The following is a 26,111-nucleotide window of genomic DNA, read 5'->3' as shown; positions in this document are numbered from 1 at the left end:
CTCAGCTGAGCTTGACCGTGTCCCACAGGATCTGGTGACCGGCGACCTTCATCGACTTGATCTTGTCGCTGAAGCCGGCGTTCAGCGTGTAGAAGTACACCGGGATGTACGGCAAGTCCTTGAGGACGACGTCGTCGGCCTCCTGGTACTTCTTGATGGCCGCCTCGTGCGACGGGGCCTTGTCGCCCTCGACGAGGAGCTTCTCGAAGTCCTTGTTCACGTAACCGGCGTAGTTCGAGCCGGAGGTGATGGCGTCCTTCGAGAAGACCGGACGGAGGTAGTCCTCCATGTCCGGGTAGTCCATGCTCCAGCCCATACGGAACGCGCCGTGGTACTTCTTGGCGTCCAGGTCGTTCAGGATCGTCTGGAACTGCTCGAACGGCTTGGCCGTCACCTTGATGCCCAGGTTCTGCTGAATCTGGTTGGCGACTGCCTCGACCCACTCCTTGTGGCCGCCGTCCGCGTTGTAGCCGATCTCCAGCTTGTTGCCGGGCAGCCCGCCGCTCTTCTTGTAGAGCTCCTTGGCCTTGGCCGGGTTCAGGGTGCAGGCCTCGCCACAGGCCCCCTTGCGGTAGCCGTCGATGATGGGGCTGATGTAGTCGTCGGCGGGCGTACGGGCACCGAGGAAGATCTTGTCGGCGATCGTCTTCCGGTCGATCGACATGGAGATGGCCTTGCGCAGGTCCGCGTTCTGGAAGGCCTTGTTGTACTTGATCGGGAAGCCGATGTAACCGACGGCCGAGTCCGGCTCGTCGATCGTGCGACCCGGAAGGTCCTTCTTGTAGGTCGGCAGGCCCGAGTTCGGGATCGTCAGCAGGCTGTCGAGGTTGCCGGCGACGAGGTCCTTGTAGGCGGTGTCCAGGTTCGAGTAGATCTTGAAGTCGACACCCTTGACCTCGATCTTCGAGGCGTCGGGGTACTTGTCGTACTTCGTGACGCTGATCGACTCGTTGTGCTTGAACGTGCCCTTCATCTTGAAGGGGCCGTTGCCGATCGGGGCCTCGCCGAAGCCCTTCGGGTCCTTGAAGAACGCCTTGGGCAGCGGGACGAACGCCGTGAAGGACAGCTGCGTCGGGAAGGCGGAGAACGGACTGGTCAGGGTGACCTGGAGGGTGTTGTCGTCGACGGCCTTCAGGCCGGACATCTTGTCGGTCTTGGGCTTCTTGCCCTCGCCCGGGTTCAGGTCGCTCCAGCCCTGGATGTGGCTGAACAGGGGGTTGGTCTGCTGGGCGTTGGCCTGGTTGGCGCCGTAGTTCCAGGCGTCGATGAAGGACTGGGCGGTGACCTTCTCGCCGTTGTGGAAGGTGTAGCCCGGCTTCAGCTTGATCGTCCAGACCTTGTTGTCCTTGGTCTCGATCGACTGCGCCATGGCGTTGACGACCTTGTTGTTGGCGTCAAGCTTGGTCAGACCCGTGAAGAGGGCGTTGATGACCTGGCCGCCCTCGGTCTCGTACGTGTTGGTGGGAACCAGGCTGTTCTGCGGCTCACCGATCTCCACCGACACGACGCCGTTGCCCTTGCCGCTGCCCGAGCTGCCGCTGTCCCCGCCGCCGCCACAGGCCGTCGCACCCAGCGCCACAACCGCGGCTATCGCAACCCACTTGGCGCTCTTGGCACCACGCATGGGGCTCCTCCTCATGAGTCCATTGGTTCACCGCAAGGGGGAGCACATGACACATCACCGTTACCGGTGCCTGAAATGGTCAGGTGCTCCCCGCGCTCGTGAGTCGGCGCCGCCAGCAGCGCGTGACCCGTTTATCCGAGCTCTACGCGCCTAACTATCTGCCATGCGCCAGGAGCGAACCACACCTTCAAGGTCTCGGTTCGATCACACCTGCCGCGTACTTCTTCCAAAATCCGGACAAAGGGTTTGGTGAAAGATCCCTGCGAAACGGACTTGTTACACAACTATCGGGCAATGGTGTCCGGATAGCGGACAGAAGGGATGGAAAATCAGTTGCGCGCAGCGGCGGAACAAGCTGTGTCGACGCCATGGCGCGGAACAGACCGGCGCGAGGGCCCGGTAAGCCGCCGGTCACTGTAACAACGGCGGGCAGCCCGACGGGTACGAGTGAGGGACCTGACGCGCGGTTATAGGGAAAACCCTGCACGGGCTTTACGATCCCCCGACCCGTACGATCCCCCGACAGAACAGGGCCCGCCCGGCTTCGTGCCGGGCGGGCCCTGTTCTGTCGGCCGGAATGCGGCCGTCTTCTCGGCCATAAGGCGGCCGTGCCTCAGCCGTGCTTGGCGCGGCTGGCGGCGCGGGCGCGCTCGCGCTGGTCGAGGACGACCTTGCGGATGCGGACCGCCTCCGGGGTCACCTCGACGCACTCGTCGTCGCGGCAGAACTCCAGCGACTGCTCCAGGGAGAGCTTGCGCGGCGGCACGATCGACTCGGTCACGTCCGCCGTCGACGACCGCATGTTGGTGAGCTTCTTCTCCTTGGTGATGTTGACGTCCATGTCGTCGGAGCGCGAGTTCTCGCCGACGATCATGCCCTCGTACACCTCGGTGCCCGGCTCCACGAACAGCACACCGCGCTCCTGGAGGTTCGTCATCGCGAAGGCGGTGACGGTGCCGGAGCGGTCGGCGACCAGGGAGCCGTTGCTACGGGTCTGCAGCGGGCCGAACCAGGGCTCGAAGCCCTCGTGGATGGAGTGGGCGATGCCCGTGCCGCGGGTGCTGGTCAGGAACTCGGTGCGGAAGCCGATGAGGCCGCGGGAGGGCACGACGAACTCCATGCGGACCCAGCCGGAGCCGTGGTTGGACATGTTGTCCATACGGGCCTTGCGCACGCCCATGAGCTGCGTGACGGCGCCCATGTGCTCCTCGGGCACGTCGATCGTCATGCGCTCGACCGGCTCGTAGGTCTTGCCGTCGATCTCCTTGGTGACGACCTGCGGCTTGCCGACGGTCAGCTCGTAGCCCTCGCGGCGCATGGTCTCGACGAGGATGGCGAGCGCGAGCTCACCACGGCCCTGGACCTCCCAGGCGTCGGGACGGTCGGTGTCGAGGACGCGGAGCGAGACGTTGCCGATCAGCTCGCGGTCGAGGCGGTCCTTGACCTGGCGGGCGGTGACCTTGCGGTCCTTGACGGCCGCCTTGTTGTCGGCGCCCTTGCCGGTGGCGCCGCGGCCGACCAGCGGGGAGGTGTTGGTGCCGATGACCATGGAGATCGCGGGCTCGTCTACCGTGATCAGCGGGAGGGCGATCGGGTTCTCGGGGTCGGCGAGGGTCTCGCCGATCATGATGTCGGGGATACCGGCGACGGCGCAGATGTCACCCGGGCCGGCCTTCTCGGCGGGCTTGCGGGTGAGCGCCTCGGTCATCATCAGCTCGCTGATGCGGACGTTGCTGACGGTTCCGTCGCGCTTGATCCACGCGACGGTCTGGCCCTTGCGCAGCTCACCCTGCTCGACGCGCAGCAGCGCGATACGGCCGAGGAAGTTGTCGGCGTCGAGGTTGGTGACGTGGGCCTGGAGCGGGGCGTCCTCGTCGTAGGTCGGCGCCGGGATGTGCTCCAGGATCGTGGAGAAGAACGGCTCCAGGCTGGTGGAGTCGGCCGGGACGGTGCCGTCCTCCGGCTTGGTCAGCGAGGCGATGCCGTCGCGGCCGCAGGCGTAGACGATCGGGAACTCGATCTGGTCCTCGTCGGCGTCCAGGTCGAGGAAGAGGTCGTACGTCTCGTTCACGACCTCGTCGATACGGGCGTCGGGCCGGTCCGTCTTGTTGATGCACAGAATGACGGGCAGCCGGGCCTGGAGCGCCTTGCGCAGCACGAAGCGGGTCTGCGGCAGCGGGCCCTCGGAGGCGTCGACGAGCAGGACGACGCCGTCGACCATCGACAGACCGCGCTCGACCTCGCCGCCGAAGTCGGCGTGGCCGGGGGTGTCGATGATGTTGATGGTGATGGGCTCCCCGCCGTCCTTGGGGTGGTAGTTCACCGCCGTGTTCTTGGCGAGGATCGTGATGCCCTTCTCACGCTCCAGGTCGTTGGAGTCCATGACGCGGTCGTCGACCTGCTCCAGCTGGTGCGCGCCGAAGGCGCCGGCCTGCTTGAGCATGGCGTCGACGATGGTCGTCTTGCCGTGGTCGACGTGGGCGACGATGGCGACGTTGCGGATGTCGTGGCGCGTGGCCATATTGCGGCGTACTCCCGGAGTGGTGAGGACGGCTGCGCGTAGGTCTGCGATACGCGCGCCCTGCCGGGCTTGACACGCCACGGCCTCAGCCCATGGTACGGGCCCGCTGCCCCTGGGGTTTGCCGGGTTACGTCGGTGCAGGTCAGGCCCTGCTCAGGGGCGCCCGGTGCTGCCCTGCCGGCGCGTGGGCCGCGCAGCCCGGCGCCGCGGGGTGCCCCCTGCGCCCACGCGCGCCGCCCTGCGGGTCCCCCCAGGCCGTCAAGGCACTGGCGGAGGCACGACTGCCCGCGGGTTGCGCCTACGACGACGGGCCGGCCGACGGCTTCGCTCCCTTCTTCAGGAAGCCCATGTCCGCGTAGACCGGTGCCTGGAAGCCGAAGGCGCCCACGTTCGCCAGGTTCTTGCGCGCGGCGACGAGCTCGGGGCGCTGGTAGAGGGGGATGGAGCCGGCCGCCGCCCAGATGCGGGAGTCGGCCTTGCGGACCAGGTCGCGCTCCTCGTCCTCGTCCAGCGTGGCGATGGCCTGGTCGAAGAGCTGGTCGACCTGGTCGGTGCCGACGCGGGTGTAGTTCTGCTGGACGTTCAGGGAGCCGTCGGCGGCCGGGGCGGGCTTGGCATAGATGGGGCGGGCGTCGGTGGCCGGGAAGGCGGACGAGGGCCAGGAGTACAGCGCGAGGTCGTACTGGCCGGAGGCGATGTGGTCCTTGAAATAGCTGTCGTCCGGGACCTTGGTGATCTCCGTGGCGATGCCGACCTTCTCCAGCATGGCCGAGATGCGGTCGCCGACCTTGCGCAGGCTCTCGGATCCGGGGCCGGACGGCAGTACGAAGCGCAGCGTGAGCGGCTTGCCGTCCTTGGCCAGCGGCCCGGCCGGGGCGCCCGCCGGCGCGGCGGTGCCCTTGGGGGCGTAGGCGCCGGGCGCCTCGCCCTGCTTCGGGTGCTCCTTCGCGTACTGCTTGCCGTCCTGAGCGAGCTGCTTCGCGCCGCCCTCCCCCGCGTGGCCCTCCTCGCTCTCCTCCCGGCCCGGCTTCTCGTGGTACTCCTCCTCGGGGTCCTTGTGGTCCCTCGTGTCCTGCTGCCCGTCGGCCTCGCTGTCCGCCTTGTCGTCCTCGCCGACGATGTACGTGCCGTCGTCGTCGCCGCCCTCGGACTCGTCCTTGGCCGAGTGACCCTCGGCGCCGGCCGCCTTGCCTCCTTTCTTCTGCTCCTTGACCGGGCCGGGAACCCATCCGGCGTCCGCGAGCAACGCCCGGGCCTGGGCGGTGTCCTGGCCGCCGAGCGCGTCGCTGTTGTCGGCGTACGCGGGCTGGCCGGACAGGGCGAGGTGGCTGCCGACCGGGACCGCGGGCAGGCCCAGCGGTTTCAGGACGATCCCGGCGAGTTCCCCGCGGTTCAGGGCCCGCGCCACCGCGTGGCGCACGCGCTCGTCGGCGAGGGGGCCGCCGGCGCCGTTGAGGGCGAGCTGGGTGTAGGCGGGCTCCAGGGACTTGCGCACCACGAAGTCCCGCAGCGCGTCCTGCTGGCGCAGCAGCTTGGTGAGCGCCTTGACCTGGTTCTTGCGGGCGCGGCGCTCGTGGTGGGCGGCCTTCTCGTCGGAGCCGTACACGACCGCCCAGGAGCGCAGCGCCTTGGCGGCCGTACGCCCGCCCGCCCCCTGGAGGGGGGTGCTCGTGCCCTGGGCGCGGCCGGCCAGCGTGACGCGGTCGGCGTCGGCGGGGTCGATGTCGGCCACGTCCACCTTGCCGTCGGCGAGCGCGGCGGTCCGCTGGTTGCGCGGCACGGCGTGCAGCACGATCTCGGACAGCTTGGCCGGGTGGCCCCACCAGCGCGGGTTGCGGGTGAGGACGACGTCCTTGTCCTTGGTGTCGACCTTCTTCACCGCGAACGGGCCGGCGGTGACCTTCAGCTTCTTGCGCGCCCCGTCGTTGAAGGCGTCCGGGGTGCCCATGACGTCCTTCGGGTACAGGGGGGAGAACAGCGACTTCCAGTCGGCGTAGGGCCGGCTGAAGGTGACCTTGACCTCCAGGTCGTTGGCGCCGCGCTCGATCTTCTCGATGCGGTCGTAGCCGGCGTTGCGGGCGGTCCAGTACGCGGAGTCCTTGCCGGACAGGGCGCGCCACTGGGCGGCGAAGTCGGCGGCGCCGATCTCGCGGCCGTCGCTCCAGACGGCCTGCTGGTTGAGCCGGTAGACGACGACCTGCTTGGGCTCGGTCTCGACGACCCTGGCTGAGTCCAGGTAGTCGGGGTCGCGCTGCGGCTGCCCGGCGGCGTCGAGCCGGAACATCGCCGGCAGGACGGCCTGGGCGACCCGCGTGGTGCCCGCGTCGGCGTCCGCCTGGAAGGTGTTCAGCGTCTCCGGCACGGCGTCCACGGCCCAGCGCAGCGTGCCGCCGTCGGCGACGAGGGTACGGGCGGCGGGCGCGATGTCCTGCCCGGCCAGCGGCTTGCTCCCCGCGTCGTCGGAGCTGCAGCCGGCGAGGAGGGGTACCGCAAGGGCGCCCGCCGTCAGGAAGGCGGCCGAGCGCATGACCGCGCGCGGTCCGACACCGTCGTGGGACATCTGTGCTACCTCCGAGGAGCCGCTCCCGCCGGTGACACGGGTGGGGTCTGATCACATTTGGCGGTATTTTGGAGTTGATCAGATCTATGACCCACTCAAGAGGAAAGGGTTCGCCTGCCGGGGGCGACACGGCGACGAGGGCCCGCAAGCCCACCCGTGCGGCGGAACGCACGCCCCTGGCGCACACAGAGCGCATGCGGGCGCGCGCGTAGGGGTGTGCGATCCGCCAATCGCAGCACATCCCTTCCCACCGACGGGTGTGACGCGCAACACTCGCAGGTGCATGAACGTTGCCGCCTGGGGCCCGACAGCCCGTGGAAGTGAGGTCACGTCATGTCCGTGCACGACGACCTGACGTCAGTACAGCGCGCCCTCGACGACCTGTCCCGGTCGGTGGGCAAGCTGGAGCAGCAACTCGGCAGCGGTCTGGAGATGCGCCGCGTGCGCACCGACGCCGATCACCTGCGCGAGAGCGTCGCCCTGCTGCGCGAGGCCTCCGAAGGCCCCGCCACGGCCAAGCGCGCCTCGCTCGTCACCATCCCCGACACCCCCTACGACAACACCCTGTGGACGGATTCGGACGACGAGGGTCTCGGCGCCCGCGACCGCCACGCCCCCTGACCCGACCCCCGACCGGAGTCCCGAGTTGGCCACAGGTACGGAACCCCCCGACACAGAACCCCATCCGCTCCGCGGCGGCGTACGGTCTCCGGCGCGCGCCGCGATCGACGCCCCGCACCTGCGGACCGACCGCTGGTGGCTGGCGCCGGCGGTGACCGCCGCCGGCCTGCTGGCCTTCGTCGTGTACTCGACGTGGCGGGCCTTCGCGAACGCGGACTACTACGCGGCGCCGTACGTCTCGCCGTTCTACTCCCCGTGCCTGGCGGAGAACTGCAGGACGATGCACGCGGGCCCGAACGCCGACCTCTTCGGCAGCTGGTGGGCCATCTCCCCCGCGATCATCATCCTGATCTTCCCGCTCGGCTTCCGTCTGACCTGCTACTACTACCGCAAGGCCTATTACCGGGGCTTCTGGGCGTCCCCGCCGGCCTGCGCGGTCGCCGAGCCGCACAAGAAGTACACGGGTGAGACCCGCTTCCCGCTGATCCTGCAGAACGTCCACCGGTACTTCTTCTACACGGCGATCCTCGTCGCGGGCGTGCTGACCTACGACACCGTGCTGTCCTTCCGCGACGAGCACTACCGCTGGGGCCACATGGGCCTCGGCACGGTCGTCTTCCTGGTCAACATCGTGCTGATCTGGGCATACACGATCTCCTGCCACTCCTGCCGACACATCGTCGGCGGCAAGCTCAAGCACTTCTCTAAGCACCCCGTGCGCTACCGGATGTGGCAGTTCGTCGGGAGGCTGAACGCCCGCCACACGCTGCTGGCCTGGGCGTCGCTGGTGAGCGTGGCGCTCGCCGACTTCTACGTCTACCTGGTCGCCTCCGGCGCCTTCGACGATCCGCGTTTCTTCTGATGAGTGGGGCCTTCTGATGTCCGTGGTCGACCGGCAGGAGTGGGACGTCGTCGTGGTCGGTGCGGGCGGCGCCGGACTGCGGGCCGCGATCGAGGCACGCGAGCGCGGGGCGCGAACGGCGGTGATCTGCAAGTCGCTGTTCGGCAAGGCGCACACGGTGATGGCCGAGGGCGGCATTGCGGCGGCGATGGCCAACGTCAACGAGCACGACAACTGGCAGGTCCACTTCCGCGACACCATGCGCGGCGGCAAGTTCCTCAACCAGTGGCGGATGGCCGAGCTGCACGCCCAGGAGGCGCCGGAGCGGGTGTGGGAGCTGGAGACCTGGGGCGCGCTGTTCGACCGTACCAAGGACGGCAAGATCTCCCAGCGCAACTTCGGCGGCCACGAGTACCCGCGCCTGGCGCACGTCGGCGACCGTACGGGCCTGGAGCTGATCCGGACGCTGCAGCAGAAGATCGTCGCGCTCCAGCAGGAGGACCACCGGGAGACCGGGGACTACGAGTCCCGGCTGAAGGTCTTCCAGGAGTGCACGGTCACCCGGATCCTCAAGGACGGGGACCGGGTCTCCGGCGTCTTCGCCTATGAGCGTGAGTCCGGCCGCTTCTTCGTCCTCAAGGCCCCCGCCGTGGTGATCGCGACCGGCGGCATCGGCAAGTCGTTCAAGGTGACGTCGAACTCGTGGGAGTACACGGGCGACGGGCACGCGCTCGCCCTGCTCGCGGGGGCGCCGCTGCTGAACATGGAGTTCGTGCAGTTCCATCCGACCGGTATGGTCTGGCCGCCGTCGGTGAAGGGCATCCTCGTCACCGAGTCGGTCCGCGGCGACGGCGGGGTGCTGCGCAACTCCGACGGCAAGCGGTTCATGTTCGACTACATCCCCGACGTCTTCAAGGAGAAGTACGCCGAGACGGAGGAGGAGGCGGACCGCTGGTACGACGACCCGGACAACAACCGGCGCCCGCCGGAGCTGCTCCCGCGTGACGAGGTGGCGCGGGCCATCAACTCCGAGGTCAAGGAGGGCCGCGGTTCCCCGCACGGCGGGGTCTTCCTCGACGTGTCGACGCGGATGCCCGCCGAGGTCATCCGGCGCCGGCTGCCGTCGATGTACCACCAGTTCAAGGAGCTGGCCGACGTCGACATCACGGCGGAGGCGATGGAGGTCGGACCGACCTGCCACTACGTGATGGGCGGCATCGCGGTCGACTCCGACACGGCGGCCGCACGCGGGGTGCCGGGGCTGTACGCGGCCGGGGAGGTCGCGGGCGGCATGCACGGCTCCAACCGACTCGGCGGCAACTCGCTGTCCGACCTGCTGGTGTTCGGGCGCCGGGCGGGCTGGCACGCGGCCGAGTACGCGACGGGGCCGGCCCGGCGCCCCGAGGTGGACGACGCCCAGGTCGACACGGCGGCGGCGGAGGCCCTGCGCCCGTTCTCGGCGGAGGGCGAGGAGCCGGCCGACGGGCCGCCGGAGAACCCGTACACCCTCCACCAGGAACTCCAGCTGACCATGAACGACCTGGTCGGCATCATCCGCCGCGAGGCGGAGATGGAGCAGGCGCTCAGGAAGCTCGCGAAGCTGCGGGTACGGGCGCGCCGGGCCGGGGTCGAGGGCCACCGCCAGTTCAACCCCGGCTGGCACCTCGCCCTGGATCTGCGGAACATGCTGCTGGTCAGCGAGTGCGTGGCGCGGGCCGCGCTGGAGCGCACGGAGTCGCGCGGCGGCCACACCCGAGAGGACTTCCCGGCGATGGACCGCACCTGGCGCCGGATCAACCTGCTGTGCCGGCTGACCGACCCCACGGGCGGCCTGGCGGCGACGGACCCGGTCCGCGGACAGATCACGCTCTCCCGGGAGACCACCGAACCCATCCGCCCCGACCTGCTCGCCCTCTTCGAGAAGGAGGAGCTGGTCAAGTACCTCGCCGAAGAGGAGCTGTACGAGTGAGCAGCTACGAGGCCCGCTTCAAGGTGTGGCGGGGCGATGCCGAGGGCGGCGGCCTGGAGGACTTCAAGGTCGAGGTCAACGACGGCGAGGTGGTGCTGGACATCATCCACCGCCTCCAGGCCACCCAGACGCCGGACCTGGCGGTGCGCTGGAACTGCAAGGCGGGCAAGTGCGGTTCGTGCTCCGCCGAGATCAACGGGCAGCCCCGGCTGATGTGCATGACACGCATGTCGGTCTTCGACCGCGACGAGACGATCACCGTCGCGCCCCTGCGCGCGTTCCCGGTGATCCGCGATCTGGTGACGGACGTCGGCTTCAACTACCAGAAGGCGAGGGAGGTCCCGTCCTTCGTCCCGCCCGCCGGCCTGGGCCCCGGCGAGTACCGCATGTTCCAGGAGGACGTGGACCGGTCGCAGGAGTTCCGCAAGTGCATCGAGTGCTTCCTGTGCCAGGACACCTGCCACGTCGTCCGCGACCACGAGGAGAACAAGACGGCCTTCGCGGGCCCGCGCTTCCTGATGCGCATCGCCGAACTGGACATGCACCCCCTTGACGCGGCCGCCGAGACGGGCCTGGACCGCAAACGCGCGGCCCAGGACGAGCACGGCCTCGGCTACTGCAACATCACCAAGTGCTGCACGGAGGTCTGCCCCGAGGGCATCAAGATCACGGACAACGCGCTGATCCCCTTGAAGGAGCGGGCGGTGGACCGCAAGTACGACCCGCTGGTGTGGCTGGGGTCGAAGATCAGGAGGCGTTCTTCGTAGCGGCGGCGGTTCAGGGGGTACGGCGGCCTGGGCGCTGGGCCGGGAACGGGAGCACCAGTCCCGCCATGAACACGAACCAGCCCGTCCTGATCGCCGCGATGCCGGCCGCCGCGAGCAGGGTCACGGCCGGCACGGCCGCCCCCATCAAGAACCAGTGCATGACGATCACCGTCCGATGAGGTCAAGGGCCCGCACCAGGTTGTATTCCGCGATGGCCCGCATCACACCCGCGTCCGGGAAGTCACCGTCGAGCAGGCGCAGGGGGCCCGCGACCAGGCTGAGATGCATGGCCAGGGTGTAGAGGCGCAGGCGGGACTCGTCCAGGCCGGGGGCGCGGAGGGCGTCGTAGTGGCGGCCGAAGCGCAAGCGCAGAAACACGTGCTCCCACTCCGCGTCGAAGTACATCAGGCCCTCGATGTCGACGATGGCCGGGTCGCCGTCCGGGGTCAGCAGGACGTGGTCCGGGCCGAGTTCGCCGTGGACGAGGGGGTGACGGCTGCGGGAGCGGACCTCGGCGGCCAGGGAACCGACGGCTTCCCGCAGGACCTCGCGTGCCTGCGCGGCGCGCGGATCGCGGGCGGCGACCTCGTCGATGTCGCCGAGGGCCCGGTCGGTGACCAGCTGCTCGCACGAACCGCCGTGTGAGGTGCCGCCGTTGTCGACGAGCGCGACCTTGCCGAAGCCCGGCCCCTGGTGCGCGCCGAGCGCGCCGAGCGTCTCGGCCAGCCGCTCCAAGGCCGCCCGGGCCGTGTCCGGGTCCCGGTGCAGCGCATCTTCCAGACTGCCGCCCGCCACGTCCTCGACGACCGCCGCCTCCGCCGGGAGGTACGTGCGATCCGGGTCGGCGAGCAGGAGATGTGGGGTGCGGATGCCGAGGGCCGACAGCCGGTCGTGGGCCGCCGTGAACAGGCCGAGGCCCGAGGCGTGGGAGAAGGGGTCGCGGGGGTCGGCGTCGGGCTGGCTCCAGTAGTCCTCCCGCGGGGACCAGACGTATGCGATCGCCGTCGTGCCGTCATCGAAGGCGAGCCGGTAGACGCCCTTCTTGCTGCCGCCGGGCAGGCGCGCGACGGCGACGAGGGTGCGCTGCGGGCCGACGGCGGCGCGGGCCAGGGGCGCGAGGTCGGCGCGGGTGAGCGACGCTCGGGTGGGCGTCATGACGAGTGGACCCAGCCTTTCCGGTAAGCGGTCCAGTCATCCTCGGTCGCGGCGAAGTCCACGTACAGGGCAACGCCGAAGCGCGTGCGATCGGCGTCCGTGCGGGACAGGCCGAGGCGGACGCCGCGGACGGCCGCCGGGACCGTCTCGGCAGCGGCGCGGTGGCCGACGCGGTTCTCGTGGAAGAAGGGCAGGCCCATCAGCAGGTCGGTCGTCGGCGGGGTGACCTCCAGGGCGAGCGAGGTCTGCTGGGCGACGTAGCCGCCGTACAGGCTCTGCAGGGGCTGCATGGTGTCGTACGACATGACGGCGATCTGGTCGACGCGGCGGGCGACCTGCCCGAAGTACGCCTGCGACCACCACTTCGGATGCCCGGCGAGCGTGCCCCAGACGGAGTGGAACGCCGGGAGCGGGTCGATCTGGTGCGCGGCGACGGACAGGGGGACGCGGTGGGCGCGGGTGACGCCACGCAGGGCGTCGAGCAGGGCGAGGTAGTTGCGGTCGCCCGAGTGCAGCGGCTCCAGGTCGAAGTGGGCTCCGTCGAACCCGGTCGACAGGATCTCGCGGGTGGAGCGGACCACGGCCGCCCGGGTCGCCGCCCGCTCCAGCCGCAGCCCGTCCGGGCTCTCGGTGGCCAGCTTGTCGCCGAGCCAGGCCTGCACGCGGACGCCGGGCAGCGCCCGGTGCACGGCCGCGATCAGCCAACGCGCGTTCTGGTAGGCCGACTTGGGCAGCGTGCCGTCGTGCTCCAGCGGGCCCGCGTGCACGTACAGGTCCCGTATCCCGGTTCCCCGCAACCGCCGGGCCAGCGCGGCGACATCGGCGTCCCCCTTCCGCCCGTCCACCCAGGCGTGCCCCAGCCAGATCGCGTCCCGGCCCCTGGTGTACGTGCCCGCGGCCGGGTCGCCCGTGTAGTTCACCAGGAGGGCGGTCTCGGCGGCGAGGAGGGGCAGGAGCAGCACCAGGACGAGCCCGAGAGCAACGCGCCGGACCCAACGGAAACGTCGGCCGCGCGGCGGGGTTCCGTCCTTCTTGCCGGAGCCGGCCTGCCCCTCCGGGCCGGCGTCGACCCTCTCCTCCTGCCCAGCGTCGGCCTTCTCCTGCTCGTCGGCGTCGGTCTTCCCCTGCTCGTCGGCGTCGGTCTTCTCCCGCTCGTCGTCGGTCTTCCCCTCCGGTTGCGGCTCCGCGTTCGGTCCTGTCTCCGTGGTGTGTTCCATCCCCGTGTCCCCTCGCGCATCGCCGTGTCCCGCCCGCTCCACCACCGACACCGCCCCGGTCGCGCGCCCACCCGGGCGGTCATACGCTCCCAAATGTGATGTCATCCCTGTTGCGGGCGGCCCGGCCGCGGTGCGCGACCTCGCACAGGTCCGTGCGGGTGGTGCACACCGTGCTGGGCGGCGCGGCCGGGATCATGTGGCTGGTGCTGCCGGGGATGACGATCAACAGCGACGCCACGGTTGCACATGCCCGGGCCGGCCCGGTCACGAGTACGGCCGCACCGCAGCAGGACGAGACGTCGACCACCGACCTCGTCCTGCCGCTCGTCGCGGTCGGCGCGGCCGGCGTGCTCGCCGGGTACGGGTTCGTACGGCGCACCCGGCGGGCGAGGACACGTACGACTCCGGGCGGCGGGCCGGCCGCACCGCCCGCGCCGCCGCCGTCCGACGAACTCGACGGGCGGGCAAGGGAGTTGCTCGTCCTGGCCGATGACTGCGTACGCACCAGCCGCGAAGAACTCGGCTTCGCCGAGGCCCGGTCCGGCGCGGCGGCCGTCGCGCCCTTCGCGCGGGCCGTGCGGGAGGCCGTGGAGGAGCTGGCGGTCGCCTTCCGGATGCGGCAGCGGTACGACGACGGCGTCCCGGGGGACGCGACGGCCCGGCGGCACGCGATCGCCGGGATCGTCGGGCGCTGTGAGGAGGCGGGGCGGCGACTGGACGCGGAGGCCGCCGGGTTCGACCGGCTGCGCGGTCTGGAGCGGGGGGTGGGCAAGGCGCTGGAGGTCGCGGAGGCGCGGTTCCGGGAGCTGACGGGGCGCACGGGGTCGGCGGAGTCGGCGCTCGCCGCGCTCGACAAGCGGTACGGGCCGTCGGCCCTCACGTCCGTCACGGGACACGTCGAACAGGCCAAGGACCGGTTGGTGTTCGCCACCTCCCACCTCAACCAGGCCCACCAGGCGTCCGACGTGGGCAACAGCCGCGCGGCCGCCTCCCGGCTGCGCGCCGCCGAGGGGGCCGTCGCCCAGGCCGCCGTGTTCGTGGGCGCCGTCGACCGGCTCGCGGCGGAGCTGACCCGGGCCGCGAGCCTGGTACCGGCCGCGCTCACCGAGGCCGAGGCCGCGCTTGCGGAGGTGCGGGAGCAGGTCGAGGGTGAGGCGGCTGCATCCGGTGGACTGCCACGCGTGGTCGGCTCCGCGGACGTGCCCGTCGGTGAGATGCGCGCCCGGATCGCCCATGCCGGCCTGGTCCTGGCCGCCGTGCGGGAAGAGTTGACCGCAGGGCCCTACGACCCGCTGGACGCCCTGCGTCGGATCATGCGGGCGACCGCGCCGGTCGGTTGGGGGCGGTCCGGTGTGCTGCCGGCCACCGCGGTGCTCGTCGGGCGCTCCGCCACCGCGGCCACGGCCGACTTCGTCACCACGCACCGGGGCGCGGTGGGCAGCACGGCCCGCACCCGGCTGGCGGAGGCGGAACGGCTCCTCGCGACCGACCCGACGGCCGCCGACACCCTGGCCCGGCAGGCCCGCGACCTCGCCGAGCAGGACGTACGGGTGCACGGGAACCCGTACACCGGTGCCGCCGACCCCGCCATCGGGGTCGCCGGAGCCGTCCTCGGCGGCATCCTGCTCGGTGAGGAGCCCGACGGCGGCCCGCCCGCGAGCTTCGGCGGACCGCTCACCCGGGCCCGGCGGCGCCTCACACCGTCGTAGCCACCGAAGGCCCGCCGTCAGAACAGGCTCAGGAGCGCCTCCGCCGGATCCGTGAGCCCGTTCTCCCCGTCCGGCAGCGGGAGTTCGAACCAGACCGTCTTGCCGCGCGGGGTCCGACGGGAGCCCCAGGCGGCCGACAGCAGCCCGACGAGCTGGAGTCCGCGGCCGCCCTCGTCGGTGTCACGGGCACGGCGGCGGCGCGGCTGGACGAGCCCGGAGTCCCACACCTCGCACACCAGCGTGCGGTCGAGCAGCAGCCGGAGTCTGATCTCGCCCTCGCCGTACCGCAGGGCGTTGGTGACCAGCTCGCTGACGAGGAGTTCCGTTGTGTCGACCAGCGGCTCCAGGTCCCAGCTGAGCAGCTGGGCGCGGGCGTACTCGCGGGCACGGCCGACGCTGCGCGGCTCGCGCGGCAGGGTCCAGTCGCCGACGGACTCGGCGGGCAGACCCTGGACGCGGGCCATCAGCAGCGCGATGTCGTCCTCGCCGTGGTGGGAGTCGAGGGTGTTGAGGACGTGGTCGCAGACGTCCTCCAGCGGGCGGCACGGATCGGTGAGCGCTCCCACGAAGGCCTGGAGGCCCTCGTCCAGCGGGTGGTCACGGGACTCGACCAGGCCGTCCGTGTAGAGCGCGAGGAGGGCGCCCTCCGGGAGTTCGACCTCCACCTCCTCGAACGGCTCCCCGCCGACGCCCAGCGGCATGCCCGGCGGCACGTCCAGCATCAGGGCGGCCTCGCCGGGCTCGACCAGGACGGGCGGCAGATGGCCCGCGTTGGCGAAGGTGCAGCGCCTGGTCACCGAGTCGTAGACGGCGTAGATGCAGGTTGCGAGGTACACCTCCGACAGGTCGGCCTCGCGGGGGCGGCGGGCCGCCCGGGTCGCCTGCTGGACGCCGCCGGGCGCGCCGAGGCCGCGGGCGATCTCGTCCAACTGGGAGAGCACCTCGGCCGGTTCCAGGTCGAGCAGGGCCAGAGTCCGTACCGCCGTGCGGAGTTCGCCCATCGCCACGGCGGCGCGCAAGCCGCGGCCCATGACGTCGCCGACGACCAACGCGGTACGGTGTCCGGGCAGTTCTATGACGTCGAACCAGTCGCCGCCGACCTCGCTGGGCCGGCCGGTGGCCGCGTTGCCGGGCAGGTAGCGGCAGGCGATGTCCAGGCCGGAGGCCTCCGGGTCGCCGGGCGGCAGCAGAGAACGCTGCAGTATCAGCGCTCTCTCGTGCTCGCGCCGGTACAGGCGGGCGTTGTCGATGCAGACGGCGGCGCGGGCGGCGAGCTCGACGGCGAGGTCGCGGTCGCGTTCGCCGAACGGCTCACTGCCCTTGGTGCGGGCGAACTGGGCGAGTCCCACGACCATGTCGTGGGCGACCATCGGGACGGCCAGCGTGGACTGCACGAGTCCGCCGTCCTCGCCGGGAACGGTCTGCGGGCGGGCGGTGCGCAGGGCGTCCGCGCAGGGCGAGTTGAACGGGTAGTGGTGCACGGCGCCGACCGCGACGGGCGCGCCGGTACCGGCGAAGGGCACGTCGGAGACGGCACTGGCGAAGGCGACGCGGCGCAGCTCGGCGCTGCCGTCGGCGAGGCCGGGCGGGGTCTCGTCGCCGACCAGCAGGCCCTGGTAGAGGTCGACCGTGGCGAGGTCGCAGAAGCCGGGGACGACGACGTCGAGGAGTTCGCGGGCGGTGGTCTCCAGGTCGAGGGAGTTGCCTATGCGGGCGCCGGCCTCGTTGAGAAGGGCGAGATTGCGCCGTGCGGCGGCGGCCTCGCGGGCGGCGGCGCGGCGGGCGGTGATGTCGGTTCCCAGCCAGGCGATGCCGATGGGGCGGCCGCTTCCGCTGTGCACGCGGTAGAGGTTGACGGACCAGTGGCGGCGCTCGTCCGAGCCCGGAACGAAGCCCGTGACGTGCATGTCCGTGATGGACTCGCCGCTCTCGAGGACCCGGCGCAGGGTGGCGGCGACCCGTTCGGCCTCACCCCGCAGCAGGTAGTCGTGCACGCCCTTGCCGCGGTGGTCGTCCGGCGTACCGCCGAAGACGGAGGCAAACCGCTGGTTGGCGCGGCGAACCCGCAGGTCGGTGTCGATGAGCAGGAAGCCGAACGGAGATTGACCGAAAATCGCCTGCGAGGCGGCGAGGTCGGTCTCGATGCTGCGCAGGGTGCGGACGTCGACGACGATGCAGACCGCGGCCTTGTCGCCCTCCGCGGTCCGCGTCGGCATCACATAGATCTCGGCGAGCCCCCGCTCGCCGCGCTCGCCGTCCTCCTTGTCCGGCGTCCGGAAGGGGACCACGCCGGTCCACTCCCGCCCGTCGAGGATTTCGGCCATCTTCCGCTGGCCCCGCTCGCGCAGGTCGGGGTCGACGAAGGCCTCGATGGGGTCCATGCCGACGGCGCGCTCGGCGGGGATGCCGAAGAGCTGCTCGGCGCGCAGGCTCCACTGGTCGACGTGGCCGTCGGGGCCGATGGAGAAGGAGGCGACCTTGATGTAGTCGTACATGGAGCCGGGAGGACTGCTCTGCCACATCGCGTCCGCGGGCGACGCCCCGTCGGCAGCGGAACCACCCGCGGCCTCAGCCCTCACGCCGTCCGACGGGTCCTCGGACTCCATGGCCTTCGCTGGTATCTCGCTCACGCGAACCGTCCCCTCCAGCTCACCGCGTCCGGCACCGGTCACCGGCGACGGCTGCCCGCAGTATCCAGCACTACGGCGCCGCGCAACACGGTGTTCACGATCACAGGACCATCCCGATGCTTTTCGGTCCGGCCTGCGACAACACAACAGTCTTCTAACCAGGCAACACCCCGTCGAATCACGCCCGCAGACAACCGCAACGGCGTGAACCAGCCGCTCGACAGGGCCTTCGAGCGTGTACAGCCCCGTTCAACCCGGTACCGCCAGTTCGAACCAGACGGTCTTTCCGGCGTCTCCCGGGCGGCTGCCCCAGCGACGGGAGGAGGAGGCCACGAGTTGCAGGCCGCGGCCGCTCTCGTCGTCGGGGCGGACGGAGCGTTCGCGGGGCGGGTCCGGGAGCGGGTCGGAGACCTCGACCAGCAGCACGTCCGGCAGGCCGGCGGGGCGCACCAGCCGGACGCCGATCGGACCCGTGGCGTGCCGCAGGGAGTTGGTGACCAGTTCGCTCACCAGCAGGGCCGCGGTGTCGCCGACGCTGTCGAGGTCCCAGGTGCGCAGCTGGCCGCGGACGGCGGCGCGAGCGGTACGCACGGCGCCCGGGTCCGCGGGAAAGGTCCACTCGGCGCAGTCGCCTTCGGTGTCGATCACGCCGATCACTTCCCAGGCCAGCAAGCCCACCCATGTCCGTTTTCGTGGGATTAATGGGCACATACCCGATATCCGGGGGCCCGTACCGCTCACGACGGCGCACTGTGGCACGAACGGCGTACGGGGCGCTCGGCCCTGGGTCTCACGCGCCCTGGACGCCCTGCGAGTCGGCCCCCTCGATGCGGGCGAGTGCCGTGCGGACCGCGGGCACGTCCTGATCCAGCCAGGGCACGTCCCAGACCTCGGGGGGGCTGAGCCAGCGCAGTTCGTCGTGGTCCTGGAGGGGTTCGGGGCCGGCTGAGCCGGGGCGCAGGCGTGCGGTCCACACCTGGAGTTCGTACGGGGGCTTCAGTGGCCAGCTGCCCGGGACGCGCTCGACGGCCTCGGCCTCGACGCCGAGTTCCTCGCGCAACTCCCGCACGAGGGCGGCCTCCGGCCGCTCGCCGGGCTCGACCTTGCCGCCGGGCAGCTCCCAACGTCCGGCCAGTTCCGGGGGCGCGCTGCGGCGCGCGGCGAGCAGGCGGCCGCCGTCGAGCAGGGCCGCACCCACCACCACGATCCGTTCGGTCATGCGCCGGAGCCTACGGGAGCGCGGCGAGGCCGGGCGAAGGGGTCAGTCGGCGGCACCGTCGCCGTTGCCGTTCTGCCCGATGCGCTCGACCCAGTACAGCTGCTTGTGGCCGCGACTGTCGAGGCTGTCCGCGATCTTCTGCGCCTCGGCGCGGGTGGCGTACCTGCCCACGCCGTAGCGATTGCCGTTGTCGTCCTGCCGGACGACGAGCCAGGGAAGAGTGATCGTGCCGTCGTTCATCGCGCCCCTCCGCATCCCGCTCCCGGCCCCCGCCGTGCCCCACCCGCTAAGGAAACCGCAATCCGCATATGCCCGAGCCTACGCCTAACCTTCACGGAGCGAATACGGCTTTTCACAAAGAGGTACGCAACCAGTCAGTAACCGGCCAGTACGGGGCTCCGGGTCCGGGTCCCGGCCGGGTCAGCGGGCATGGGCTCAGACCCAGGCCCCGGGGGCGCACGGAGACGAACGCGCCGTCGGTGGGCATGTGGTGCGTCCGGTCAGGGGCAGACAGCGGGCGCGGAGGCCACCTGCGAAAACGGCCAGAATCCAGCGCCCGCGAGGGGCGGTGTCCGGGACGGGTGCCCGGAGCGACCGCCGCGACCGCCCCAGGGGGCGCGCACTACCCCATCCGCCGCGCTACGCGCCCTGTCACTTCACCGGCAGGTGGTACGCCACCCGGTAGCGGTCGGCCGGGATCACGACGTCCGCCGTCTCGACGGGGCGGCCGGAGGCGTAGAAGGTGCGCTGGACGACCAGCACGACGTGCCCGGGGACGCCGCCCAGGGCACGGAGTTCCTCGGCGAGGCCGGGGCGGGCGCCGACCTCCTCGGTGACGTTGTCGACGATGACGTCGATGGCGCGCATGCGCTCGACGACGCCCATGCCGCCGAGCGGGCCCTCCTCAGGGAGCATGACCGGCGTCCGGCCGGTGACGGCGAGCGGCTCCCAGGAGGTGGAGAGCATCATCGCCTCGCCGGCGTCCCGGAAGACGTACTTGGTGCACATCACGCGGTCGCCGGGCTGGATGCCGAGCCGCTCGGCGATGGCACCGCTCGCCTCGGTCTGCGCGCTGCTGGACTCCCAGGTGCCGCGCGCCTCGGCATCCGCCTGCTCCTGCCGGAAGGGCGTGGCGCCGCCGACCGGGCGGAAGCCGGAGCGGGCGATCGGGCGCGGCGCGGGCCGCTCGCGCACGTAGGTCCCCGAGCCGGAGCGGCCCTCGACCAGGCCCTCGGCCATCAGCACCTTGCGCGCCTCGAGGGCGACCGTGTCCGAGACGCCGTACTCCTCGCGGATTCGGGCCTGGGAGGGCAGACGGGTGTGCGGTGGCAGCAGACCGTCGACGATCTTCTTGCGGAGATCACCCGCGACGCGCAGGTACGCCGGCTGCTCACCGAAAGTCACTGGCCGCTCCCATCAGGTTGTACAGACAGCAACAGCCTGGCAACCGTGGGTTGTACCACGCAAGCAAAGGCCAGAGAATCACTCGATGTGATGACTTGAGCCCCCCGAGGGCTTTACCCAGGCACTTTCTCCCCGCTATGGCCGCCGTCACACCTCTGTGCCGACGTGTCTCCCCCGCGGCTGCCGCGGCTGCCGCTGCCGCCGGACCCCCGAAGGGGGGCGTGGCCAGGCCCAGAGCCTTGCATGCGGTGACGGACCTGGGGGTGAGGGCGCGGACACTAGTACCGTGCTCCTGACTGTGGAACCGACGTACGACTGGCGCGCAGTAGGCGCAGTACTGGTGGGGGGCGGAATGCACGTGGCGGGGGCGCTGGTCCGGGCGGTGAACGGGCTGACCGCGCGATGGGCGGGGGCGGCGGAGGCGGGGGCGGCGGAGGGCGGCGGCACCGTCTTCTCGGCGGCCGGCGTATGGCCGCTGCTGGCGTTCCTGGCCGACGGCGCGACGGGCGCGGCGCGGGCGGAGCTCGCGGAGGCCGTGGGGATGCCGGCCGACCAGGCGGCCGCCGCCGCACGGGAGTTGCTCACCGCGATGGGCACCGTGCGCGGACTGGACTCGGCCCTCGGGCTGTGGACGAAGCGCACCCTGGAGCTCCGGGAGGAGTGGCGTGCCGGACTGCCGGCCGAGGCGCACGGCGTGCTCGACGACGACCCCGAGGTCACCCGGCAGGCGCTGGACGCCTGGGCGGCGCGGCGCACGGGCGGGCTGATCCGGCGCATGCCGGTCGCGTTGACGCCGGACGCCCAGATGGTCCTGGCGAGCGCGCTCACCCTGCGCACCGACTGGCTGCGCCCCTTCGACGAACGGATGCTGCACCCCGGCGCCGGTCCGTGGCAGGGGCGTACCCTGCCCGGACTGCACCGCAGGAGCGTCCGGCTGGACCGGATCGGCGTGGCGGACACGCCCTCGGGGTTCGTCACGCGGCTCGCGGTGCCCGGCGACAACGGCATCGACGTCCACCTGCTGCTCGGCGAGGAGCGGATGACACCGGGGCAGGTGCTGGGCGCCGGCGTCGGCATCCTGGACCGCGGATACCGGGTTGTGCCCGGTGCTCAACTCCCTTACGGGGACGCAGGGCCCGGCCTGCGCGTCGAGCAGGAGCCCTGCACCACTCCGCAGTCGCCGCTGCTCGACGTCACGACCGTGGCGTACGACGTGACGGCACACCACGACCTGCTCGCGCTGCACCGGCTGTTCGGGCTGAGCACGGCCAAGGACACCACGCGCGCGCACTTCCCCGGCATCAGCGGCTTCCCCTTGGCCGTCGGGTCGGCCCGGCAGTCCGTCGTCGCGCGGTTCGGCGCCGTCGGCTTCCGTGCCGCGGCAGTGACGGCCGTCGTCCCCGTTGCCGGGAGCGTTCCCCAGTACCGCCATACGACCACCGTCGTCCGGGCGACGTTCGACCGGCCCTTCGGCTTCCTCGCCGTTCACCGGGAGACCCGTCTCGCCCTCGTGGGCGGCTGGGTCACCGACCCGGAGCCGTGCGGGACGACCGCGAGGACCAGGACCGGTCCTCAGTGACCGTCAGGTGCCGTGCGTGGACGTCATCAACGCGCCGCACCCCAGCGATGACGCAACGTCAGCAAACGTCCCCTTTAACCTGCGCACATGACACCTCTGCCGGACCGTTACTGCCCCACCGACGGCATCCGCATCCCCAGCGACTCGCTCGCCTGGTGCTGTCCGTCCTGCCACGGCCCCCTCGACCTCGACTTCGCCCCTACCCCGGCACCCCTGAAGTCCCTCTCCGGCCGTGTGAACTCCCTGTGGCGGTTTGTCGAGACGCTGCCGCTGTCGGCGCCCTCGGTGTCCCTCGGCGAGGGCCGCACCCCGCTCGTCCCCCTCACGGACGTGGTCTCGGCGAAGCTGGACTTCCTGATGCCGACGCTGTCGTTCAAGGACCGGGGCGCGGTGCTGCTGGCCGAGCTGGCGCTGCGCGCCGAGCCGCGCCGGGTGGTCGCGGACAGCAGCGGCAACGCGGGCACGGCGATCGCCGCGTACTGCGCCCGGGCGCGGCTGCCCTGCACGGTGTACCTCCCCGTGGGCACCTCCGCGAAGAAGCTGGAGCAGATCGAGGCGCACGGCGCCCGGCTGGAGGTGGTCGACGGCGACCGTGAGGCGGCGGGCGCGGCCGCCCGGGAGGCAGCCGACGATCCGGACACCTTCTACGCCTCGCACGTCTACAACCCGTACTTCCTGCACGGCACCAAGACGTACGTCCACGAGCTGTGGGAGGACCTCGGGGGGCGGCTGCCGGAGGTCCTCGTCATGCCCGTGGGCAACGGCACGCTGCTGCTGGGCGCGGCGCTGGCGATCGCCGAACTGTACGCGGCGGGCCTGCTGGACCGGCGCCCGGCGCTGTGGGCGGTCCAGGCGGCGGCGGTCGCCCCGCTGGCCCGAGCGTGGGAGGAGGGCGCGGAGGCGCTGACCGAGGCGGTGCCCGTGGCCCCGACATACGCCGAGGGCATCGCCATTCCCCGTCCGCCCAGGGCCCGCCAGATCCTGCGCGCGGTACGGGACTCGGGGGGCACCTTCCTGACCGTCACCGAGGACCAGATCCGGCACGCACAGCTGGACCTGGCGTCCCGCGGGCTCTATGTGGAGTCGACGGGCGTGGTCTGCTGGGCGGCGGTGCGGGAGGGGGCGCTCGGGGGAAAGTCGGCGGTGGTGCCGTTGTGCGGGGCGGGGCTGAAGTCGGGGCTGGCGCGGCCGTAGCCGCGACGCCTCAGGGGAGTCCGCAGCGCCTCGGGGGGCGCCGTCGTGTCCCGTTCGATCCACCGCCGTACCTTCCTGACCACAGCCGCCGCCCTGGCCGTCGCCGCCACGGTCCCCGCCGCGCAGGCGGCCACGGCACCCCGCATCACCACCGCGTTCGCCCTCCCCGGCGACCGCGTCTACCCCGAGGGCATCGCCCTCGACCCGCGCACCGGCGACGCCTACGTCGGCTCGTACACCACTGGTGCCGTCTACCGGGCCGCACCGGGCCGCCGTACGGCCGAGGTGTTCCTCCCCGCGGGCGCCGACGGCCGGCTGACCGCCAACGGGCTGAAGGCCGACCGGGCCGGTCGGCTCTGGGTCATCGACTCGACCGTCGGCGTCGACGTCTACGACGTGCGCGGCCGGGCGCTGCTCGCCCGTTTCCGGGTGCCGGGCGACGCGCCCCGCTTCGTCAACGACCTGGCGATCGCCCCCGACGGCACCGCCTACCTCACCGACAGCACCCGCGGCGTCGTCTACGCCGTCACACCCGCCGACCTGGCCCGCGCCCGCGGCGGCACCGCGTCGCTGCGGGCGCGCTACGACCTGAGCGGGGTACGGGACACGCAGGTACCGGATGCCTACACCCTCAACGGCATCGTCGCCGACCCTGCCGGGCGGTACCTGCTCGTCGTCGACATGACCGGCGGCGGCCTGTACCGGATCGACCTCGCGAGCGGGACCGTGCGTCAAGTGGCCCTGCACGGCGGCGACCTGAAGCACGGCGACGGTCTGGAACTGGCGCACGGCACGGTGTGGGCCGCGCACAACACCGTCAACACCGTCAGCCGCTGGCGCCTCGACGCGGGCGCTGCCTCGGCCCGGCTGGAGCGGCAGGTCACCGACGCCGCGCTGCAGATCCCGACCACGCTCGGCCGCCGCCACGGCCGTCTGCTGGTCGTACGCTCGCAGTTCGACAAGGGCGGCCCGATGGGTCCGGGGACACCCGAGACGCCGTTCACGGTGGCGTGGGTGGCCGGGATCTGAGCGTCAGACGTCGAAGGCGGTGGCGCGGGTGCGCTTCTCCCAGGCGGCGATGTCGCCGCGGACCTGGTCGAGGTGGTCGAGTACGGCGGTGACCGCGTCGTCGCCCAGGGGCAGCCGCAGCGGGGTGTCCTCCGCGTCCAGGGCGGCGAGGATGAGCGCCGCCGCCTTCGCGGGGTCGCCTGGCTGGGTGCCGTCGCCTCCGGAGACGTACCCGCGCGTCCGGCTGACCTTGGCGTACAGGCCGCTGTCCGCGCTGACGCCGGCCCTGCTCGTGTCGAGCAGCGCGGTCCGGAACGCGCCCGGCTCGACGATCAGCACCTTGATGCCGTACTCGGCGACCTCGTCGGCCAGCGCCTCGGACAAGCCCTCCAGGGCGAACTTCGTCCCGCTGTACGCCGAGAAGCCCGCGAACGACATCTGCCCGCCCATGCTGCTCATCTGCACGATCGCGCCGGAACGCCGCTCGCGCATGTGCGGCAGCACCGCGCGCGTGAGCGCGACGGGCCCGAAGACGTGCAGCTCGAACAGGTCGCGCAGCTCCTGCTCGGTGGTCTCCTCGAAGGCACCGACGTGCGTGCGGCCCGCGTTGTTGACCAGGACGTCGATCTGCCCGTGCCGGGCCACCACGTCCCGTACCGCCGCCTCGGCGGCGGCCGTGTCGGTGACGTCCAGGCGCAACGCCTCCATCTGGTCGGGCCGGGCGGCCACGAGGTCGTCCAGCACCTCGGTCCGCCGGACCGCGCCCACGACGACGTCGCCGGCCGCGAGGGCCGCCTCGGCGATCGCCCGCCCGAAACCGCTGCCGGCGCCGGTCACCAACCACACCTTGTTCATGACCCCTCCTGGGTTCGTCGCTACGGCACCAGGCTCCGGCCGGGACCGGTGGCACGTCCAAGACCCGTCGTGATAACCGATGGTCATGACGACTGACGTTCATGTGCGGGACCTGCGCTACTTCGTCACGGTGGCCGAGGAGCTGCACTTCACGCGCGCGGCCGAGAAGCTGTACGTCTCGCAGCCGGCGCTGAGCAAGCAGATCCGGGCGCTGGAGCGGCAGGTGGGCGTCGAGCTGTTCCGGCGGGAGCCTCAGGGGGTCGTGCTCACCGAGGCCGGCGCGGCGCTGCTGCCGCACGCCCGGCGGGTGCTGGCCGTCTGGGCGGAGGGGGCGGCCGCCGTGGAGGAGGCGCGGACGGCGCAGCGCAGCACGCTGGTGGTGGGCATGAGCACCAGCCCGGGCCGCGGCGGTCTGCTGCCCGCGATCCGCTCCCGCTTCACGGTCACGCAGCCCCAGGCGTCCCTACGGCTGCACCAGGTGAGCTGGGAGGACCCGACCGCGGGCCTGGCGGACGGTGACGTGGACGTCGCCTTCGTCTGGCTGCCACTGCCCGACGCCGACCGCTACGCATGGACGGTGGTCGCCGAGGAGCCGCGACTGGTCGCCCTGCCCGAAACCCATCCCCTCGCCGCCCGCGCGGAGGTCGACTTCGCGGACCTGGCCGACGAGCCGTTCCTGGCGCTGCCGCCCGCCGCCGGTCCGCTGCGCGACTACTGGCTCGCCCTGGAGGCCCGCGGCGGCACTCCGCCGCGCGTCGGCGCCGAGGTGGCGAGCACCGAGGAGACGTACGAGGCACTGGTCGCGGGACTGGGCGTCTGCCTGGTCGCGGCGGGCAACGCCCCGCTGATCACCCTGGGCGGGGTGACCACCCGCCCGGTGCGCGGCGTCGGCCCCAGCCGCTATGCGCTGGCCTGGCGCCGGGAGGACGGAGGCCGGCCGCTGGTGCGGGCGTACGCGGAGGCCTGCCGACGGGCGACGGGCCACACGTGAGCCCATGGCCCATGCGCGTGAGCGCATGGGCCATGGGCGTGAGCGCATGGGCCATGGGCGTGAGCGGCGCGGAAGTCCATGAGCGGCGCGGAAGTCCATGAGCGGCGGGACGGACCGGCGCTGGACCGTGAGCGGCGCTGGACCGCGAGCGGCGCGGAAGTCCGTGAGCGGCGCGGAAGTCCATGAGCGGCGGGACGGACCGGCGCTAGACCGTGACCGGCGCTGGACCGCGAGCGGCGCGGAAGTC

21 protein-coding genes are annotated in these 26,111 nt (G+C 71.7%); 9 read left to right on the top strand and 12 right to left on the bottom strand.

Annotated elements, in window-relative coordinates:
• Position 1: 1 nt before the first annotated feature.
• The 3 genes from ABZV31_RS29530 to ABZV31_RS29520 all read right to left on the bottom strand — a co-directional run bounded on the left by ABZV31_RS29530 (position 2) and on the right by ABZV31_RS29520 (position 6,705).
• On the bottom strand, positions 2-1,624 hold the full coding sequence (locus tag ABZV31_RS29530) for an ABC transporter substrate-binding protein (RefSeq protein WP_355899778.1): 1,623 nt from the start codon (positions 1,622-1,624) through the stop codon (positions 2-4).
• 613 nt (positions 1,625-2,237) lie between these two features.
• Positions 2,238-4,145: a translational GTPase TypA gene (gene typA, locus ABZV31_RS29525; RefSeq protein ID WP_355899776.1), complete on the bottom strand. Its 1,908-nt coding sequence runs from the start codon at positions 4,143-4,145 to the stop codon at positions 2,238-2,240.
• Between the two features lie 298 nt (positions 4,146-4,443).
• Positions 4,444-6,705, bottom strand: coding sequence for an ABC transporter substrate-binding protein (locus ABZV31_RS29520; protein WP_355899774.1), 2,262 nt, complete (start codon positions 6,703-6,705; stop codon positions 4,444-4,446).
• A 333-nt stretch (positions 6,706-7,038) separates the two neighbouring features.
• On the opposite strand from ABZV31_RS29520, the gene ABZV31_RS29515 reads away from it, so the two are divergent.
• The 4 genes from ABZV31_RS29515 to ABZV31_RS29500 are packed head-to-tail and all read left to right on the top strand — an operon-like array spanning position 7,039 to position 10,903.
• A complete protein-coding gene (locus tag ABZV31_RS29515; RefSeq protein ID WP_355899773.1) occupies positions 7,039-7,326 on the top strand; it encodes a hypothetical protein in 288 nt (95 codons plus the stop codon).
• A 25-nt stretch (positions 7,327-7,351) separates the two neighbouring features.
• On the top strand, positions 7,352-8,188 hold the full coding sequence (locus ABZV31_RS29510) for a hypothetical protein (protein ID WP_355899771.1): 837 nt from the start codon (positions 7,352-7,354) through the stop codon (positions 8,186-8,188).
• Positions 8,189-8,204: 16 nt separating this feature from the next.
• Positions 8,205-10,136 (top strand): fumarate reductase/succinate dehydrogenase flavoprotein subunit, encoded by a 1,932-nt coding sequence (locus ABZV31_RS29505; RefSeq protein ID WP_355899769.1) that lies wholly within the window; start codon positions 8,205-8,207, stop codon positions 10,134-10,136.
• Entirely contained in the window at positions 10,133-10,903 is a 771-nt protein-coding gene (locus ABZV31_RS29500) for a succinate dehydrogenase/fumarate reductase iron-sulfur subunit (RefSeq protein WP_355899767.1), read from the top strand. Before ABZV31_RS29505 ends, ABZV31_RS29500 begins: the two co-directional genes overlap by 4 nt.
• Before the next feature lie 10 nt (positions 10,904-10,913).
• On the opposite strand, the gene ABZV31_RS29495 is transcribed toward ABZV31_RS29500, so the two are convergent.
• The 3 genes from ABZV31_RS29495 to ABZV31_RS29485 are packed head-to-tail and all read right to left on the bottom strand — an operon-like array spanning position 10,914 to position 13,275.
• The gene (locus ABZV31_RS29495; protein WP_355899765.1) at positions 10,914-11,063 is read right to left on the bottom strand and encodes a hypothetical protein; all 150 of its coding nucleotides are present in this window, start codon (positions 11,061-11,063) and stop codon (positions 10,914-10,916) included.
• Between the two features lie 5 nt (positions 11,064-11,068).
• A complete protein-coding gene (locus ABZV31_RS29490) occupies positions 11,069-12,058 on the bottom strand; it encodes an aminoglycoside phosphotransferase family protein (protein ID WP_355899763.1) in 990 nt (329 codons plus the stop codon).
• Complete coding sequence (locus ABZV31_RS29485; RefSeq protein WP_355899762.1) at positions 12,055-13,275, bottom strand: glycosyl hydrolase family 18 protein; 1,221 nt, start codon at positions 13,273-13,275, stop codon at positions 12,055-12,057. The genes ABZV31_RS29490 and ABZV31_RS29485 overlap by 4 nt, the downstream gene beginning before the upstream one ends.
• A gap of 98 nt (positions 13,276-13,373) precedes the next feature.
• Here ABZV31_RS29485 and ABZV31_RS29480 point away from each other — a divergent pair, with 98 nt between their 5' ends.
• Entirely contained in the window at positions 13,374-14,984 is a 1,611-nt protein-coding gene (locus ABZV31_RS29480; RefSeq protein WP_355899825.1) for a hypothetical protein, read from the top strand.
• 17 nt (positions 14,985-15,001) lie between these two features.
• Here the strand turns inward: ABZV31_RS29480 and ABZV31_RS29475 are convergent, their stop codons facing one another.
• The 5 genes from ABZV31_RS29475 to ABZV31_RS29455 all read right to left on the bottom strand — a co-directional run bounded on the left by ABZV31_RS29475 (position 15,002) and on the right by ABZV31_RS29455 (position 20,237).
• Positions 15,002-17,614 (bottom strand): SpoIIE family protein phosphatase, encoded by a 2,613-nt coding sequence (locus tag ABZV31_RS29475; protein WP_355899760.1) that lies wholly within the window; start codon positions 17,612-17,614, stop codon positions 15,002-15,004.
• A 249-nt stretch (positions 17,615-17,863) separates the two neighbouring features.
• Positions 17,864-18,292, bottom strand: a complete 429-nt coding sequence (locus ABZV31_RS29470) for an ATP-binding protein (RefSeq protein ID WP_355899758.1) — start codon at positions 18,290-18,292, stop codon at positions 17,864-17,866.
• Positions 18,293-18,404: 112 nt separating this feature from the next.
• The gene (locus tag ABZV31_RS29465; protein ID WP_355899756.1) at positions 18,405-18,833 is read right to left on the bottom strand and encodes a (deoxy)nucleoside triphosphate pyrophosphohydrolase; all 429 of its coding nucleotides are present in this window, start codon (positions 18,831-18,833) and stop codon (positions 18,405-18,407) included.
• A 42-nt stretch (positions 18,834-18,875) separates the two neighbouring features.
• The gene (locus ABZV31_RS29460) at positions 18,876-19,073 is read right to left on the bottom strand and encodes an SPOR domain-containing protein (protein WP_355899754.1); all 198 of its coding nucleotides are present in this window, start codon (positions 19,071-19,073) and stop codon (positions 18,876-18,878) included.
• 411 nt (positions 19,074-19,484) lie between these two features.
• On the bottom strand, positions 19,485-20,237 hold the full coding sequence (locus tag ABZV31_RS29455) for a GntR family transcriptional regulator (RefSeq protein WP_355899752.1): 753 nt from the start codon (positions 20,235-20,237) through the stop codon (positions 19,485-19,487).
• 352 nt (positions 20,238-20,589) lie between these two features.
• Between ABZV31_RS29455 and ABZV31_RS29450 the strand changes: the two genes are divergently transcribed.
• From ABZV31_RS29450 to ABZV31_RS29440, 3 genes are all read left to right on the top strand, one after another.
• Positions 20,590-21,816: a serpin family protein gene (locus tag ABZV31_RS29450; protein WP_355899824.1), complete on the top strand. Its 1,227-nt coding sequence runs from the start codon at positions 20,590-20,592 to the stop codon at positions 21,814-21,816.
• 87 nt (positions 21,817-21,903) lie between these two features.
• Positions 21,904-23,010, top strand: a complete 1,107-nt coding sequence (locus ABZV31_RS29445; protein WP_355899751.1) for a pyridoxal-phosphate dependent enzyme — start codon at positions 21,904-21,906, stop codon at positions 23,008-23,010.
• A gap of 45 nt (positions 23,011-23,055) precedes the next feature.
• Positions 23,056-24,039 carry an SMP-30/gluconolactonase/LRE family protein gene (locus tag ABZV31_RS29440; RefSeq protein WP_355899749.1) on the top strand — a complete coding sequence of 328 codons (984 nt, stop codon included), beginning with the start codon at positions 23,056-23,058 and terminating at the stop codon, positions 24,037-24,039.
• A gap of 3 nt (positions 24,040-24,042) precedes the next feature.
• Here the strand turns inward: ABZV31_RS29440 and ABZV31_RS29435 are convergent, their stop codons facing one another.
• Positions 24,043-24,873 carry an oxidoreductase gene (locus ABZV31_RS29435; RefSeq protein WP_355899747.1) on the bottom strand — a complete coding sequence of 277 codons (831 nt, stop codon included), beginning with the start codon at positions 24,871-24,873 and terminating at the stop codon, positions 24,043-24,045.
• Between the two features lie 79 nt (positions 24,874-24,952).
• On the opposite strand from ABZV31_RS29435, the gene ABZV31_RS29430 reads away from it, so the two are divergent.
• Complete coding sequence (locus ABZV31_RS29430) at positions 24,953-25,864, top strand: LysR family transcriptional regulator (protein WP_355899745.1); 912 nt, start codon at positions 24,953-24,955, stop codon at positions 25,862-25,864.
• Positions 25,865-26,111 lie beyond the last annotated feature (247 nt).

The sequence above is a fragment of the Streptomyces sp. NPDC005202 genome, assembly GCF_040608235.1.
Classification (GTDB): domain Bacteria; phylum Actinomycetota; class Actinomycetes; order Streptomycetales; family Streptomycetaceae; genus Streptomyces.
The sequence above is the reverse complement of the archived record's forward strand: the minus strand, read 5'-3'. Positions and strand labels throughout refer to the sequence as shown.

Bases quoted from the DNA above. Each gene is read 5' to 3' on its own strand.
- ABZV31_RS29530 (WP_355899778.1), bottom strand. From the start codon at position 1,624: ATGCGTGGTGCCAAGAGCGCCAAGTGGGTTGCGATAGCCGCGGTTGTG.
- typA (WP_355899776.1), bottom strand. From the start codon at position 4,145: ATGGCCACGCGCCACGACATCCGCAACGTCGCCATCGTCGCCCACGTC.
- ABZV31_RS29520 (WP_355899774.1), bottom strand. From the start codon at position 6,705: ATGTCCCACGACGGTGTCGGACCGCGCGCGGTCATGCGCTCGGCCGCC.
- ABZV31_RS29515 (WP_355899773.1), top strand. From the start codon at position 7,039: ATGTCCGTGCACGACGACCTGACGTCAGTACAGCGCGCCCTCGACGAC.
- ABZV31_RS29505 (WP_355899769.1), top strand. From the start codon at position 8,205: ATGTCCGTGGTCGACCGGCAGGAGTGGGACGTCGTCGTGGTCGGTGCG.
- ABZV31_RS29495 (WP_355899765.1), bottom strand. From the start codon at position 11,063: ATGCACTGGTTCTTGATGGGGGCGGCCGTGCCGGCCGTGACCCTGCTC.
- ABZV31_RS29490 (WP_355899763.1), bottom strand. From the start codon at position 12,058: ATGACGCCCACCCGAGCGTCGCTCACCCGCGCCGACCTCGCGCCCCTG.
- ABZV31_RS29485 (WP_355899762.1), bottom strand. From the start codon at position 13,275: ATGGAACACACCACGGAGACAGGACCGAACGCGGAGCCGCAACCGGAG.
- ABZV31_RS29480 (WP_355899825.1), top strand. From the start codon at position 13,374: ATGTCATCCCTGTTGCGGGCGGCCCGGCCGCGGTGCGCGACCTCGCAC.
- ABZV31_RS29465 (WP_355899756.1), bottom strand. From the start codon at position 18,833: ATGACCGAACGGATCGTGGTGGTGGGTGCGGCCCTGCTCGACGGCGGC.
- ABZV31_RS29460 (WP_355899754.1), bottom strand. From the start codon at position 19,073: ATGAACGACGGCACGATCACTCTTCCCTGGCTCGTCGTCCGGCAGGAC.
- ABZV31_RS29450 (WP_355899824.1), top strand. From the start codon at position 20,590: ATGCACGTGGCGGGGGCGCTGGTCCGGGCGGTGAACGGGCTGACCGCG.
- ABZV31_RS29445 (WP_355899751.1), top strand. From the start codon at position 21,904: ATGACACCTCTGCCGGACCGTTACTGCCCCACCGACGGCATCCGCATC.
- ABZV31_RS29435 (WP_355899747.1), bottom strand. From the start codon at position 24,873: ATGAACAAGGTGTGGTTGGTGACCGGCGCCGGCAGCGGTTTCGGGCGG.
- ABZV31_RS29430 (WP_355899745.1), top strand. From the start codon at position 24,953: ATGGTCATGACGACTGACGTTCATGTGCGGGACCTGCGCTACTTCGTC.